The sequence below is a fragment of the Pseudomonas sp. Van50 genome (genome assembly GCF_055390755.1).
Genome location: NZ_AP024343.1, coordinates 2,115,202 through 2,129,508, shown reverse-complemented (window position 1 = coordinate 2,129,508; position 14,307 = coordinate 2,115,202). Strand labels below are relative to the sequence as shown.

The 14,307-nt window shown below is 61.7% G+C and carries 10 protein-coding genes and 2 pseudogenes; 5 read left to right on the top strand and 7 right to left on the bottom strand.

Features of this window, described 5'->3' with window-relative positions; genetic code table 11:
- The 5 genes and pseudogenes from ACZ5M5_RS09385 to cobA all read left to right on the top strand — a co-directional run bounded on the left by ACZ5M5_RS09385 (position 1) and on the right by cobA (position 8,347).
- The gene (locus tag ACZ5M5_RS09385; RefSeq protein ID WP_060738485.1) at positions 1–1,671 is read left to right on the top strand and encodes a bifunctional protein-serine/threonine kinase/phosphatase; all 1,671 of its coding nucleotides are present in this window, start codon (positions 1–3) and stop codon (positions 1,669–1,671) included.
- Positions 1,672–2,097: 426 nt separating this feature from the next.
- Positions 2,098–4,551, top strand: coding sequence for a nitrite reductase large subunit NirB (nirB, locus tag ACZ5M5_RS09380; RefSeq protein WP_060738486.1), 2,454 nt, complete (start codon positions 2,098–2,100; stop codon positions 4,549–4,551).
- Positions 4,548–4,865, top strand: coding sequence for a nitrite reductase small subunit NirD (nirD, locus tag ACZ5M5_RS09375; protein WP_018605256.1), 318 nt, complete (start codon positions 4,548–4,550; stop codon positions 4,863–4,865). The genes nirB and nirD overlap by 4 nt, the downstream gene beginning before the upstream one ends.
- On the top strand, positions 4,865–7,582 hold the full coding sequence (locus tag ACZ5M5_RS09370; RefSeq protein WP_464738921.1) for a nitrate reductase: 2,718 nt from the start codon (positions 4,865–4,867) through the stop codon (positions 7,580–7,582). The genes nirD and ACZ5M5_RS09370 overlap by 1 nt, the downstream gene beginning before the upstream one ends.
- Positions 7,583–7,592: 10 nt before the next feature.
- Positions 7,593–8,347 (top strand): annotated as a pseudogene (gene cobA, locus ACZ5M5_RS09365) (uroporphyrinogen-III C-methyltransferase).
- A gap of 216 nt (positions 8,348–8,563) precedes the next feature.
- Here the strand turns inward: cobA and ACZ5M5_RS09360 are convergent.
- The 7 genes and pseudogenes from ACZ5M5_RS09360 to ACZ5M5_RS09330 form a co-directional block, all read right to left on the bottom strand.
- Positions 8,564–9,598, bottom strand: a complete 1,035-nt coding sequence (locus ACZ5M5_RS09360) for an OmpA family protein (protein WP_060738489.1) — start codon at positions 9,596–9,598, stop codon at positions 8,564–8,566.
- Between the two features lie 107 nt (positions 9,599–9,705).
- A complete protein-coding gene (sigX, locus tag ACZ5M5_RS09355; RefSeq protein WP_003183614.1) occupies positions 9,706–10,296 on the bottom strand; it encodes an RNA polymerase sigma factor SigX in 591 nt (196 codons plus the stop codon).
- Between the two features lie 91 nt (positions 10,297–10,387).
- Positions 10,388–11,212, bottom strand: coding sequence for a mechanosensitive ion channel family protein (locus ACZ5M5_RS09350; RefSeq protein ID WP_003199523.1), 825 nt, complete (start codon positions 11,210–11,212; stop codon positions 10,388–10,390).
- Positions 11,213–11,214: 2 nt separating this feature from the next.
- On the bottom strand, positions 11,215–11,460 hold the full coding sequence (locus tag ACZ5M5_RS09345; protein WP_014337331.1) for a hypothetical protein: 246 nt from the start codon (positions 11,458–11,460) through the stop codon (positions 11,215–11,217).
- 64 nt (positions 11,461–11,524) lie between these two features.
- Positions 11,525–12,519, bottom strand: a pseudogene (locus ACZ5M5_RS09340) (zinc transporter ZntB).
- A 25-nt stretch (positions 12,520–12,544) separates the two neighbouring features.
- Positions 12,545–13,036 (bottom strand): ribonuclease E activity regulator RraA, encoded by a 492-nt coding sequence (rraA, locus tag ACZ5M5_RS09335; protein WP_060738491.1) that lies wholly within the window; start codon positions 13,034–13,036, stop codon positions 12,545–12,547.
- Between the two features lie 126 nt (positions 13,037–13,162).
- On the bottom strand, positions 13,163–14,152 hold the full coding sequence (locus ACZ5M5_RS09330; protein ID WP_060738492.1) for an alpha/beta fold hydrolase: 990 nt from the start codon (positions 14,150–14,152) through the stop codon (positions 13,163–13,165).
- Positions 14,153–14,307: the final 155 nt, after the last annotated feature.

Sequence of the window (14,307 nt, the reverse complement as noted above, 5' to 3'; positions counted from 1 at the left end):
ATGAGCCTGCAATTGAGCTTCGCCGAAGCCAGTGCCATTGGCCCGCGGGAGGAAAACCAGGACGCCCTGCGCCTGGTCACCCCCGCCCCGGCCCTGGCCGCCAGCAAGGGTTACCTGTTCGCCATCGCCGACGGCGTGAGCCAATGCGCCGATGGCGGGCTGGCCGCCCGTTCGACCTTGCAGGCCCTGGCCCTGGACTACTATTCCACGCCACAAACCTGGGGCGTGGCCCAGGCCCTGGACCGGCTGTTGCTGGCACAGAATCGTTGGCTGCAGGCCAACGGTGGCGGGCAACCGCTGCTCACCACCGTCAGTGCCCTGGTCCTGCGAGGCCGGCGCTTCACCCTCGCGCATGTCGGCGATTGCCGGGTCTACCGCTGGCACGCCGATCATCTGCAACGGGTCAGCGAGGATCACGTCTGGGAACAGCAGGGCATGCAACATGTGCTCAAGCGCGCCCTGGGCCTGGATCAACACCTGATCCTCGACTTTCTCGACGGTGAACTGCGCATCGACGAAACTTTCGTATTGCTCAGCGACGGCGTCTGGGCGGTCTTGGGGGACACGGCCATCGCCGGCATTCTTCGGGACCAACCGGACCTGGACCTCGCCGCCCAGACCCTGGTCAACGCCGCGCACCTGGCCGGTAGCCAGGACAACGCCAGCGCCTTGTTGGTGCGGGTCGATGCGGTGGGCGAAGCCAGCATCGGCGATGCCCTGATCCAGTTGCAGCAATGGCCCCTGCCGCCGGCGCTGAAACCGGGCCAGGTCTTCGAGGGCTGGCAGATCGAAAGCCTGCTCGGCCACAGCCAGCAATCGTTGCTCTACCGGGTACACGACGGCCAAGGCCAACCCTGGCTGCTGAAAACCCTGCCCGTGCAGCTACGGGACGACAGCCGGGCCGGACAGGCCTTGCTCTCGGAAGAATGGTTTCTCAAGCGGGTCGCCGGACGACAGTTTCCCGAGGTCCATGGCGTTCCCCAGCGGCAGCACTTGTACTATGTGATGCGGGAGTATCCGGGGGCGACCCTGGCCGAACTGTTCAACCAGGGTGGACCGCTGCCTCTGGCGCAATGGCTGGACCTGGCGCAACGGCTGGTGCGGGCCGTGGGCCTGTTGCATCGAAGGCAGATCTACCACCGCGACATCAAGCCGGAAAACCTGCACCTGGGCGACGACGGGGAATTGCGCTTGCTGGATTTTGGGTTGGCGTACTGCCCGGGCCTGTCCGAAGACCAGGCCAACGTGTTGCCCGGCACCCCCAGCTACATTGCCCCGGAAGCCTTCGGCGGCACCGCGCCCACGGCGCAACAGGATTTGTATGCCGTCGGCGTGACCGTGTATTTCCTGCTGACCGGGCATTATCCCTACGGCGAAATCGAAGCCTTCCAGCGCCCGCGCTTCGGTGTGCCGGTCAGTGCCAGCCGCTATCGGCCGGACCTGCCCGAATGGCTCGGGCAAAGCCTGGAACGCGCCGTCGCGGCGGACCCGGGCCAGCGCTTTGAAACCGCCGAAGAGTGGTTATTGCTGCTGGAACAGGGCGAGCGCCGCAGCTTGAGCGTAAGGCCCAGGCCCTTGCTGGAGCGCGAACCGCTGAAAGTCTGGCGGACGTTGGCGCTGGTGTCGTTGGTGGTGAATGTTGTGCTGCTGTTTTTGGTGTTTCACAGCTGAGATCCGGTCGCGCCTATCGCGAGCAAGCTCGCTCCCACAGGTTTTGTGTCCACCGCAGATCCAATGTGGGAGCGAGCTTGCTCGCGATGGCGGCCTGATCGTCCATACAACTGCTCCTGCAAGACGCTCCAATACCGGGCAACCCGCTTTGATTCGGTGCAATAAATCCCTCTTCAACTGGACTCACCCGCCTGCCCCTCAATAAATCCGCGCCCTCGCGGCACTTGGCACAACCACTGCATAACCTCTCTCACCATACATAAAGCAACGCCTCCAACGATGAAGGCGGTGCTTCCCGAGAGAACGGGACCAGGACAAAGGCGTCCTCGCTAGCTTGCTAGCGGGACGCCTTTTTTTGTTTTCGTAAAAATTGCCGAGCCAGTCCGATCGCCGTGATGAAACGGGCCTGGCTTGCGGAGAACCCTGATGAAAAAACTCAAACTGGTAATGATCGGCAACGGCATGGCCGGGGTTCGAACCCTCGAGGAACTGCTCAAGCTGAGCAACGAGCTGTACGACATCACGGTGTTCGGTGCCGAGCCCCACACCAACTACAACCGCATCCTGCTCTCGCCGGTGCTGGCCGGTGAGCAGACATTCGAAGAGATCGTGCTCAACGACCTGAGCTGGTACCTGGACAACAACATCAAGCTGCTGCTCAACCGCAAAGTGGTGGAAATCGACCGGGTCAAGCGCCGGGTCATCGCCGAAGACGGTAGCGAAGCCGAATACGACCGCCTGCTCATCGCCACCGGCTCCACCCCGTTCATCCTGCCGATCCCCGGCAATACCCTGGACGGCGTGATCGGCTACCGCGACATCGCCGACACCCAGGCGATGATCGACACCGCCAAGACCCACAAGCACGCCGTGGTCATCGGCGGCGGCCTGCTGGGCCTGGAAGCCGCCAATGGCTTGAAGCTGCGGGGCATGGACGTGACCGTGGTGCACCTGGGCGAATGGTTGCTGGAACGGCAACTGGACAAGACCAGCGGCCAACTGCTGCAAACTGCCCTGGAAAACCGTGGCCTGAAGTTCCGCCTCAGCGAGCAGACCCAGGCCTTGCACGACGCCGGCAATGGTCGGGTCGGCTCGGTGCAGTTCAAGAACGGCGACATCATCCCCGCCGATCTGGTGGTAATGGCCGCCGGCATCCGTCCCAACACCGCGCTGGCGGAAAAATCCGGCATCCCGTGCAACCGTGGGATCCTGGTCAACGACACGATGCAAACCTACGACCCGCGCATCTACGCCATCGGTGAATGCGCCAACCACCGCGGCACCGCCTACGGCCTGGTGGCGCCGTTGTTCGAGCAGGCCAAGGTCTGCGCCAACCACCTCGCCCAACTGGGCTTCGCCACTTACAAGGGCTCGGTCACGTCGACCAAGCTGAAAGTCACCGGCATCGACCTGTTCTCCGCCGGCGACTTCATGGGCGGCGAAGGCACCGAGACCATCACCCTTTCCGACCCCATCGGTGGCGTCTACAAAAAACTGGTGATCAAGGATGACGTGCTGGTCGGCGCCTGCCTGTATGGCGATACCGCGGACGGCGGCTGGTACTTCCGCCAGATCCGTGAAAACCACGGCATCAGCGAGATCCGCGATCACCTGATGTTCGGCGAAAACGCCTTGGGCGACGTCGGCCACCAAGGCCAGGACAAAGCCATGAGCATGGCCGACAGCGCCGAAGTCTGCGGCTGCAACGGCGTGTGCAAGGGCGCCATCGTCAAGGCGATCCAGGAGCACGGGCTGTTCAGCGTCGATGACGTGAAAAAACACACCAAGGCCGCCAGCTCCTGCGGCTCCTGCGCCGGCCTGGTGGAGCAGATCCTGATCAACACCGTCGGCGGCGCGGCGGACGTCAAACCCAAGAGCGAAAAAGCCATCTGCGGTTGCAGCGACCTCAACCACGGCCAGATCCGCCAGGCGATCCGCGACCAGCACCTGCTGACCATCGCCGGGGCCATGAGCTACCTGAACTGGCGCACCCCGAACGGCTGCGCCACCTGCCGCCCGGCGCTGAACTACTACCTGATCTCCACCTGGCCCGGCGAAGCCCAGGACGACCCGCAGTCGCGCCTGATCAACGAACGCGCCCACGCCAACATCCAGAAAGACGGCACCTACTCGGTGGTTCCGCGGATGTGGGGCGGCGTGACCAATCCTTCGGAACTGCGGCGCATCGCCGACGTGGCCGACAAGTACAACGTACCCATGGTCAAGGTCACCGGCGGCCAGCGTATCGACCTGCTGGGGATCAAGAAGCAGGACCTGCCCGGCGTCTGGAAAGACCTCGACATGCCGTCCGGCCACGCCTACGGCAAATCCATCCGCACCGTGAAGACCTGTGTGGGCAGTGAGTTCTGCCGCTTCGGCACGCAGAACTCGACGCAACTGGGCATCGAGCTGGAACACGACCTGTTCAACATGTGGTCTCCCCACAAGGTCAAGCTGGCCGTTTCCGGTTGCCCACGCAACTGCTCGGAAGCCGGGATCAAGGACGTCGGCATCATTGGCGTCGACTCCGGCTGGGAGATGTACATCGGTGGCAACGGCGGGATCAAGACCGAGGTCGCCGAGTTTTTCGTCAAGCTCAAGACCGCTGAAGAAGTGCGTGAATACAACGGCGCCTTCCTGCAGTTGTACCGCGAGGAAGCCTTCTACCTCGAACGCACTGTGCATTACATGCAGCGAGTTGGCATGGAGCACATCAAGAAAGCCGTGCTGGAAGACCCCGAGCGGCGCAAGGCCCTCCACGAACGCCTGAAGTTTTCCCTGTCGCTGGAACAGGACCCTTGGAAGCAACGCCTGGAACAGCCTCAGTTGAAGAAAGAATTCGAGGTCATCCCTGTGAAAAACCTGGAGGTGCCGGCATGAACTGGTTGGATATCTGCGCACTGGAAGAGATCAATATCCTCGGTTCGCGCATCATCAATGGCCCCAAAGGCGATATCGCGATTTTCCGCACCAGCGACGATGAAGTGTTCGCCCTCGATGACCGTTGCCCGCACAAGGGCGGCCCGTTGTCCCAAGGCTTGGTCTACGGCAAGCGCGTGGCCTGCCCGCTGCACAACTGGCAGATCGACCTGGAAAGCGGCCAGGCCCAAGCCCCCGATGTGGGCTGCGCCCATCATCATTCGGCCCGGGTGGAAAACGGCCGGGTGCAGTTGGCCCTGCGGGACGCAAGCTGATGAACCGCCAGATCACTGCCTCGACCTGCTGTTATTGCGGGGTCGGTTGCGGCGTCCTGATCGAGCATGACGACGAGCGCATCCTCGGCGTCAGCGGCGATCCCGCCCACCCGGCCAACTTCGGCAAACTGTGCAGCAAGGGGTCCACCCTGCACCTGACCGGCGACCTCGCCGCCCGCGCCCTGTACCCGGAACTGCGCCTGGGCAAAGGCCTGACCCGGGCCCGTACCGACTGGGACAGCGCCCTGGATCACGCCGCCAGCGTCTTCGCGGCGACCATCGCCGAACACGGCCCCGACAGCGTGGCGTTCTATATCTCCGGCCAATTGCTGACCGAGGATTACTACGCCTTCAACAAACTCGCCCGGGCGTTGGTGGGCACCAACAACATCGACAGCAATTCCCGGCTGTGCATGTCTTCCGCCGTGGTGGGCTACAAACGCAGCCTCGGCGCCGACGCCCCGCCCTGCAGCTATGAAGACCTGGAGCTGAGCGACTGCGTGATGATCGTCGGCAGTAACATGGCCTACGCCCATCCCATCCTCTTTCGCCGCCTCGAAGAGGCCAAATCCCGCCGGCCGCAGATGAAAATCATCGTCATCGATCCCCGGCGCACCGACACCTGCGACCTGGCGGACCTGCACCTGGCGATCCTGCCGGGCACCGATGTCGCCTTGTTCCATGGGATTTTGCACCTGCTGCTGTGGGAAGACTGGGTCGACCGCGACTTCATCAACGCCCACACCGAAGGTTTGGCGGACCTGAAGAACCTGGTACGCGACTACACCCCGGCGATGGTCGCCCAGTTGTGCGGCATCAGCGTCGAACAACTGCACCAGTGCGCCGAATGGGTCGGCACCTCGCCGAGCTTCCTTTCGTTGTGGTGCATGGGCCTGAACCAGTCCACCGCCGGCAGCGCCAAGAACAGCGCACTGATCAACCTGCACCTGGCCACCGGGCAAATCGGCCGGCCGGGGGCGGGCCCCTTCTCGCTGACCGGCCAACCCAATGCCATGGGCGGACGAGAAACCGGCAGCCTGTCGAACCTGTTGCCGGGCCACCGCGAAGCGGCCAACCCGGAGCATCGTGCCGACGTCGCCCGTTACTGGGGCGTCGAGCAATTGCCCGCCACCACCGGCTTGAGCGCCATCGAGCTGTTCGAGCAGGTGCGCAGCGGCAAGATCAAGGCCCTGTGGATCGCCTGCACCAACCCGGCCCAGTCGATGCCGGACCAGACAGCGGTACGCGAGGCCCTGCAAGCCTGCCCGTTCGTGGTGTTGCAGGAAGCCTTCCGGACCACCGAGACCGCTGCCTTTGCCGACCTGCTGCTGCCGGCAGCCAGTTGGGGCGAGAAGGAAGGCTCGGTGACCAACTCCGAACGGCGTATTTCCCACGTCCGTCGGGCCATCGGCGCACCGGGTGAAGCACGGCCGGACTGGGCAATCACAGTGGATTTCGCACAACGCCTGGAGAAACGTCTGCGCCCAGGCCAACCCAGCCTTTTCGCCTTCGACACCCCGGCCCAACTGTTCGATGAATACAAGCAACTGACCCGTGGCCGCGACCTGGACTTGTCCGGCATCAGCCATGCCCTGATCGACCGCCTCGGCCCCCAGCAATGGCCCTTCCCGGACGGCGCCACGGTCGGGACGGCGCGCCTGTACGTGGACGGGATTTTCCCGACCGACAGTGGCCGAGCGCGCTTCGTGGCCGATCCCTATCGCGCCGCCCAGGAACTGCGTGACGCCCGCTACCCATTGACCCTCAACACTGGCCGCTTGCGTGACCAGTGGCACGGCATGAGCCGCACCGGTACCGCCGCGCAGCTGTTTGGGCATGTGAACGAAGCCGTACTCAGCCTGCATCCCGATGAACTGCAGCGGCATCGCCTGCAAGCGGGCGACCTGGTCAGCCTCAAGAGCCGTCGCGGCAGCGTGATCGTGGCGGTGGACAGCGACGACAGTGTGCGCCCCGGTCAAGCGTTCCTGCCCATGCACTGGGGTGATCGATTCCTCAAGGGCGGCGTGAATACCCTGACTCAACCGGCTTTCGACCCCTTGTCGAAACAACCGGAACTCAAGCACAGCGGCGTGCGCCTGGAGCCGGTGAACCTGCCTTGGCAGCTTTTCGCCTTGATCGAAGGCGATGTTCAACAGCATCTGGAGGCGCTGCGCCCCCTGTGTGAGGCGTTTTCCTACGTCAGCCTGAGCCTGACCGGCCGTGAGCGTCCCGCGTTGCTGATTCGCGCTGCCAGCGCCGTTGCACCCGAACCGCAACTGCTCCAGGCCATCGACCAGCAATTGGGCCTGATCGACGGGCCGGTGCTGGCCTATGACGACCCGCGTCGCGCCATCGGCAAACGGGTGCGCATCGAAAACGGCCGCATCACCGCCATTCGCCTGGCCGGCGAAACCCTGGCTCGGCACTGGCTGCAGAACCTGTGGCTCGAAGGCCGTGCCGATGAACAACTGCGGCGCTGGCTGCTGGCGCCTTTGAGCGCGCCGCCAGGCAATGTCGGCGCCGCAACGGGTGGTAGCAAAACCCTGTGCAACTGCATGAACGTCAGCCAGCGTGCGATCTGCGCAGGCATTGAACGTGGCTTGGACTTGCAGGGGCTTAAACAGGAATTGGGCTGTGGCACGCAATGCGGTTCCTGCGTACCGGAAATCAAACGCCTGCTGGTTGCCACTGCGCAACCGCTGGCGGCTATCTCGTGAGGAAAACACTATGAACGCAAAAGTCTGGCTGGTGGGTGCAGGTCCCGGTGACCCTGAATTACTGACCCTCAAAGCCGTGCGCGCCTTGGGCGAGGCCGACGTGGTGTTGATCGACGACCTGGTCAATGCCGCGGTGCTGGAGCACTGCCCCGCTGCGCGCATCATTGCCGTGGGCAAGCGCGGTGGCTGTCGTTCCACCCCCAGGCCTTCATTCATCGGCTGATGCTGCGTTATGCCCGCCAGGGCAAATGCGTGGTGCGCCTCAAGGGCGGCGACCCGTGCATCTTCGGCCGCGGCGGCGAAGAAGCGCAGTGGTTGCGCGAGCATGGCGTCGAGGTGGAGCTGGTCAACGGCATCACCGCCGGCCTCGCGGGGGCGACCCAGTGCGATATTCCACTGACCCTGCGCGGGATTGCCCGGGGCGTGACCCTCGTCACGGCCCACACCCAGGACGGTAGCAGCCTGAACTGGCAAGCCTTGGCTCAAAGCGGCACAACGCTGGTGGTGTACATGGGCGTGGCGAAACTGAGCGAGATCCGTGAGCAGTTGCTGACCGGTGGCCTGGCGGCGAACACGCCCGTGGCCATGATCGAAAACGCCTCCCTGCCCCACCAGCGTGATTGCCGCAGCGACCTGGCCTCGATGGAAGCCGATGCCAGCGCCTTCCAGCTCAAGAGCCCGGCGATCCTGGTGATTGGCGCGGTGGCCGGTGCTGCCGAACTGGCCGCATCACAGCCTGCGTGGGTTCAGGCTTCGGCGCTGTAACAAACAACACCCAACCCAATGTGGGAGCGAGCTTGCTCGCGATAGCGTCGGGTCAGCAGCATCAATACTGGCTGACACACCGCTATCGCGAGCAAGCTCGCTCCCACAGGTGTTGTGTTTAACCAACGGTCTTGCGGCAACGCCCCCCTCATTTTAATAAATCCCAGGCAAAGAAAAGCCCGGCCTAGGCCGGGCTTTTCCAAAGCTGTGGGCTAATTACTTAGCTTGAGCTTCAACCTGCGCTTCTACGCGACGGTTAACTGCACGACCAGCTTCAGTGGCGTTGTCGGCAACTGGGCGGGTTTCGCCGTAGCCAACAGACTGAACGCGGGACGATTCAACACCGTACTGGTTGGTCAGAACTTGCTTAACGGCGTTTGCACGACGCTCGGACAGTTTCTGGTTGTAAGCGTCAGGACCGACGGAGTCAGTGTGACCTTCAACAGTGGTGCTGGTGGATGGGTACTGCTTCATGAAGTCAGCCAGGTTCTTGATATCGCCGTAGCTGTTAGGCTTGACGACCGACTTGTCGAAGTCGAACTTGACGTCCAGCTCAACACGAACGACTTCGGCAACTGCTGGGCAGCCATCAGCGTCAACGGTTACGTTGGCTGGGGTGTCAGGGCACTTGTCGACGTTGTCGCACACGCCGTCGTTGTCGCTGTCGGAGCAAACTTCAGCCGGAGCTGGAACTGGAGCAGCAGCAGGCTTGGAGCCGCCACCGAAGTTCACACCGATACCAACGCTTGGCGCCCACTCGGTGTCGCCCTGGTCGATGTTGTACTGAGCTTCAACGCCGGCACGGGCGTAGAAGTTCTCGGTGAAATACAGCTTGGCGCCGCCACCAACGTTGGCGAAGGTAGAACGGTTACGGCCGTTGCTGCCATTCTGGTCGATGCTCTGGTCGGAGAAGCCGGCCGAAACGTAAGGACGCAGCATGTCGCCTGGGTTGTTGAAGTGGTACAGGGCGTCCAGAGCGGTGTTGGCGCCCTTGACGTTAGTGCCGTCGTCGGTACGTGCGTTGTGCACTTCGTCGTAGGCCAGACGCAGTTCAACGTCGTCGGTCAGAAAGTAACCAACCGAACCGCCGAACAGGTTGCCGTTGTTCTTGAAGTTACGAGCGCTGTCGAATTGTTCTTTCTTGGCGAAGCCTTCGATTTCAACTGCGCCTTGGCCTTGTGCCAGAGCGCCGAACGAAGTGGCAGCAATCAAAGAACCAATGGCAAAGCCCAAGGTGTTTTTCAGTTTCATCCGTTAAATCCCCATCTGGTGATTGTGAAGCAGTCCCGCAAACCGGGGGACAACTCGGCGGCAAGTCTATCAGAACTTGCCTACACGTAAGAGATATTTGCGCCGAACTAAGTTTCAGCAATGCCCGCAAATTTCTCACGCAATTTGTCAAGAGCGCGCTTGTAACGCATTTTTGTCGCGCTCAAACCCATGTGCATTATGTCTGCGATCTCCTGGAATTCCAGCTCTGCGACAAATCGTAGCACCAGAATTTCCCGGTCGATCGGGTTTACATAGACCAGCCAGCGATCGAGTCCACCCTTTTCCTCGGGCTTGGGCGCCTTATCTTCCGACGCTTCCTCGAGAGGGTCCAGGCTCAACGCGTCCATCAAGCGACGCTTTCGCCGTTCCTTGCGATACTGCGTGATGCATTCGTTGTACGTGATGCTGTAGAGCCAGGTCTTGAACTTCGATTTCCCCTCGAAGTTCTTCAGGCCATACAGCACCTTCAACATCACCTCCTGACAGACATCGTCAGCATCACGATCGTTCCCGAGATAACGCGCACAAACGTTAAATAAAGTTCTCTGGTAGCGACGCATCAACTCTTCATAGGCGCGTGTTACGTGGAACAGCTCCGTATGCGCGCGCGCGACCAACTCCTCATCGGAGAGATCACGGGGGTCGTAGCGCGTGGATAGCGATTGGGGTTTGTTCAAAACAAGTCGGGCCGACAGTCTAGGTCAATGTGCGCCGCAGCCTGTGGTAGCAGGCATTTCGCGGCGGCATACATTAGCAGGGTTTGCCGGGTTAGCGGCTACTCACATGCTGTTCCAGCAGGATCCGATTGGAAAGCGACACCAACTCGCCCTCCTCGGTCAGCAATGTGGTTTTCACCGTGCCGATCTCCTCGATCTGGCCTTCGACCTCGCCAACACGCACTTGTTGCCCAACCTCATACAATTCACGCACATAGATTCCCGCAAGAATCTGACCGGCGATTTCCCGGCTTCCCAATCCCATTGCCAGCGCAACCGCCAGACCAACGGTAATCAATACGATCACGATCACGTGGTTGAGCAGGTCAGTCTTGACCTCCAACTGGCTGATCGCCACCGAAATACTGATGATAATCACCAGGCCCTGGGCGATACGCCCCACGCCAGCGGCATAGTCCAGCCCGACGCCTTCGGCCGCTCCGCGCACCAGCCCATTGGCCAGTTGTGCCAGCAGGACACCCACCAGCAACACCAGCGCAGCACCAAAAACCTTCGGCAAATACAATGCAAGCATATCGAGCGTAGCTGAAACTCGCTCAAGGCCAAGGGATTCTGCTGCGGAAACCAGGAAAATCAGCAATACGAACCAATAGACGATCTTGCCGACCAAGGTCGAGATCGGCACCTGGATGCCGCCACGGGACAGCAACTTGGTCAGGCCGGTGCCGCCCATCAGGCGATCGAGGCCCAGCTTGGCGAGCAACTTGGACAGCAGCGTGTCCAGCAGCTTGGCCACGACAAAACCCAACAACAGCACCACCAACGCCCCGAAGAGGTTCGGGATGAAGTTGGCTACCTTGGTCCACAACGCAGTCATTGCCGTGACGAGGCTCTGGGTCCAGAGATCAAGTTCCATATTCAATCAGCCTTATCAGCGGTGCGAGTAACAGGTTTACGGCGGGAAACCGGCGAGACATGGGCCGATCCGTTATTCAGGGCGATCATCAGTGCGGGCAACCAGCGGCCCAGCAGACTGAACAGATCGCCCGCGCCGACCTGGCGGTTGGCGGTTTTCAGTACACGTCCCAGGCATGCATCGTCGTCCCGGCTGGACGGCGAGGCCTTGAGCATGTCGCGCAAAGACTGTTCAAACGGATCGTGCATACGCACCTCTCGTGATGTCTGTGGAAGACGCGATCAAATTTCGTCGGGTCACATGAAACCCCTGTCACACCCAGCGCAAACGGCGGAACAACCACCACTGCCCCAGTGCCACGCAGATCATCAGCAGGCACGCGACCATGAAACCGTAGGGGCTTTCGGAAAACGGAATGCCGCCGACGTTGATACCTAAAAGGCCGGTGAGAAAACTCATCGGCAGGAAAATCCCGGTGACGATGCCGAAGCGGTACATGGTGCGGTTCATGCGCACCGAAAGGCGCCGGTCTTCGGCCTCCAGCACAAGCCCCACGCGCTCTCGAGTCAATTCCAGCTCCTCGAGGTAACGGGTCAGGCTGTTGTTCAATTCGTTCCAATAGTCACCGTCGTCATCGAAAAACCAGGGCAGCTTGAGCCGCGTCATCTGGCCGAAGATGTCCCGCTGTGGCGCCAGGAATCGCTTGAGTCCGGCGGCCCTTCGACGGATGTGCAAAATGGCGTCGTGCTCGGGGTATACCGTTCGTCGGTATCAAGCTTTTCTTCCTCGCCATCGACGATTTCGGACAGGCAAGTGACCAGGTCCTGCACCTTGTTGGTGAGGTATTGCGCCATATAAAGGATGAGTTCGGAGGCCGTTTTCGGCCCCTTGCCCTCGGCCAGTTGCGCCAACAGTTCATCGGTGGCGCGCAACGGACGCAGGCGCAGGGAGATCACCCGCTGGGCGGACGCGAAGATCCGTACCGACACCATGTCTTCCGGCTCGGCGCCCGGGTTGAGGTTGATCCCCCGCAGGAACAGCAGCAGTTCGGCGTTGGGCAACGGCAACAAGCGCGGCCGGGTGTTCTCTTCGAGCAGCAGGTCGCAGTTGAATTCGCTCAGGCCGCTGGATTTGCGCAGCCAGGTGTGGGTTTGCGGATGACTGCGATCCCAGTGCAGCCACAGGCTTTCGTGGGCCTGCAACTGCAAATCGTCGAGTTCGGTCCGGGCTATGGAACGCGCGCCGCCTTTACCGTCCAGCACCAGGGCATGCACCAGCCCCCATTGCGCGTTTTCTTCCTCGAACATCCTCATCCCTTATGGCTGCAGCGCTTCATTCAGGCATTTTCAGCGGGCTTGGCGAAACGATCACGCCGTTGTTGTCGGCGTAGACATACTCGCCCGGGCGGAACGTCACGCCGGCAAAGGTCACTGCCACATTGAGCTCGCCGACACCACGCCGGTCGGTCTTCATCGGATGGCTGGCCAGGGCCTGGACCCCGAGGTCGGTCTGGGCGATGACATCGACGTCGCGGATGCAACCGTAGATCACCAGCCCTTCCCAGCCATTTTTCGCGGCTTTTTCCGCCAGCATGTCCCCCAGCAGTGCCCGGCGCAGGGAACCGCCGCCGTCGACCACCAGCACCTTGCCGTTGCCCTTGAGTTCAACCTGCTCCTTGACCCGCGAGTTGTCCTCGAAGCACTTGATGGTCACGATTTCGCCGCCGAAGGAATCGCGGCCACCGAAATTGCTGAACATCGGTTCCAACACCTGCACCAGTTCCGGGTAGGCGTCGCACAGGTCGGGCGTGAGGTAATGGTTCATCGAACAACTCCTGGAAGGCTGGAACGTCAGACTGAATGAGCAACCGTTTGTGACTGGAACTGCTTGAAGCGTCATATCTTAGCCGCAAGCCGACCAGAGCGAAATGCCCTTGTCAGAGCCTTCGCCTCAAACCGCCTCGGCCAACTGGGGCTGTTCTGCCAGCAGGGGGGCCTGTTGATCCTCGAGCCAACGCGCCACCAACGGCCAGACCTCAAGGTGGGCGGCCTTGCTGACCAGCATCTCGACATGACCGAAATCGTCAGTGAAACCCTGTCTCCGGCCCAGGCAGACAAACTGCTTGTGCACGGAGCCGATCTGATCGAAAAGCTTGCGGCAAGCCCAGGTCGGGTCCTGGTGATCACCCGCGGCACTCACCGCCAGCACCGGCAACTGGACATCGGCCAACCCGGCCCACCAGTTCTTCTCGGCATCGCCGAAACGCCCGAACAAACCGTACCAACGCATACTTTCCAGGGCCAGGCCGATAGGCTCGTCCTCGGGGCCACGCTTGAGCCTCGAGCCGGATAACTGGGCAAAACGCTTGAGAATGAAGCGACCGCTCCATTCCACCGGCGGAATTTTCAGCGGCCAGTAGGTGCGGCTGACCTGGGTGCCGAAAAACGCCGCCGACGCCACGGCAGGCTCGCCCAGGTAGTGGCCGCCCAAGGCTGCCGCCAGGGTGATGCCCCCCAGGGAATGACCAATCCAGTGGGGAACCTGCCCGCTCTGTTCACGCACGAAGGCGCCAATGGCCGGCAAGTCGTAGCGGGCATAGTCGGCCACTCGATTGTGGCGATAGCCCTGGTTGCGCTGGGAGAGCCCATGGCCGCGCATCTCGGGGATCCACACGTCGAATCCCAGGCGTGCCAGGTACGCCCCCAGGCCCAGGCCCTTGGGCGAATACCAGAAGCGCCGGTTGGAAAAACTGCCGTGCAACAGGATCACCGGGACGCCACGGGTTTCACCCGCGTCGGCCATGCCCAGCCGCGTCACGGCCAGTTCGACGCTGTAGTCCGGGCTGTTGCCGGGTTTCAAGCGATAGACATCTTCGCTCAGATCACCGCGCCGCTCGGCGCTGATCAGGGCGACAGGAAAAAGGTTGCTGCTGCTTTGCATAATCTTCTTGCACAAAAAAAGACGACTGTGGGAGCGAGCTTGCTCGCGATTGCGGTGGATCAGCAAAATAATCTTGGCTGACACTCCGCTATCGCGAGCAAGCTCGCTCCCACAAAGGTTACCCGGCTTACATTACCGGTGAGGTCCCTTCACTC

Bases quoted from the DNA above. Each gene is read 5' to 3' on its own strand.
- ACZ5M5_RS09385 (WP_060738485.1), top strand. From the start codon at position 1: ATGAGCCTGCAATTGAGCTTCGCCGAAGCCAGTGCCATTGGCCCGCGG.
- nirB (WP_060738486.1), top strand. From the start codon at position 2,098: ATGAAAAAACTCAAACTGGTAATGATCGGCAACGGCATGGCCGGGGTT.
- nirD (WP_018605256.1), top strand. From the start codon at position 4,548: ATGAACTGGTTGGATATCTGCGCACTGGAAGAGATCAATATCCTCGGT.
- ACZ5M5_RS09370 (WP_464738921.1), top strand. From the start codon at position 4,865: ATGAACCGCCAGATCACTGCCTCGACCTGCTGTTATTGCGGGGTCGGT.
- ACZ5M5_RS09360 (WP_060738489.1), bottom strand. From the start codon at position 9,598: ATGAAACTGAAAAACACCTTGGGCTTTGCCATTGGTTCTTTGATTGCT.
- ACZ5M5_RS09350 (WP_003199523.1), bottom strand. From the start codon at position 11,212: ATGGAACTTGATCTCTGGACCCAGAGCCTCGTCACGGCAATGACTGCG.
- ACZ5M5_RS09345 (WP_014337331.1), bottom strand. From the start codon at position 11,460: ATGCACGATCCGTTTGAACAGTCTTTGCGCGACATGCTCAAGGCCTCG.
- rraA (WP_060738491.1), bottom strand. From the start codon at position 13,036: ATGAACCATTACCTCACGCCCGACCTGTGCGACGCCTACCCGGAACTG.
- ACZ5M5_RS09330 (WP_060738492.1), bottom strand. From the start codon at position 14,152: ATGCAAAGCAGCAGCAACCTTTTTCCTGTCGCCCTGATCAGCGCCGAG.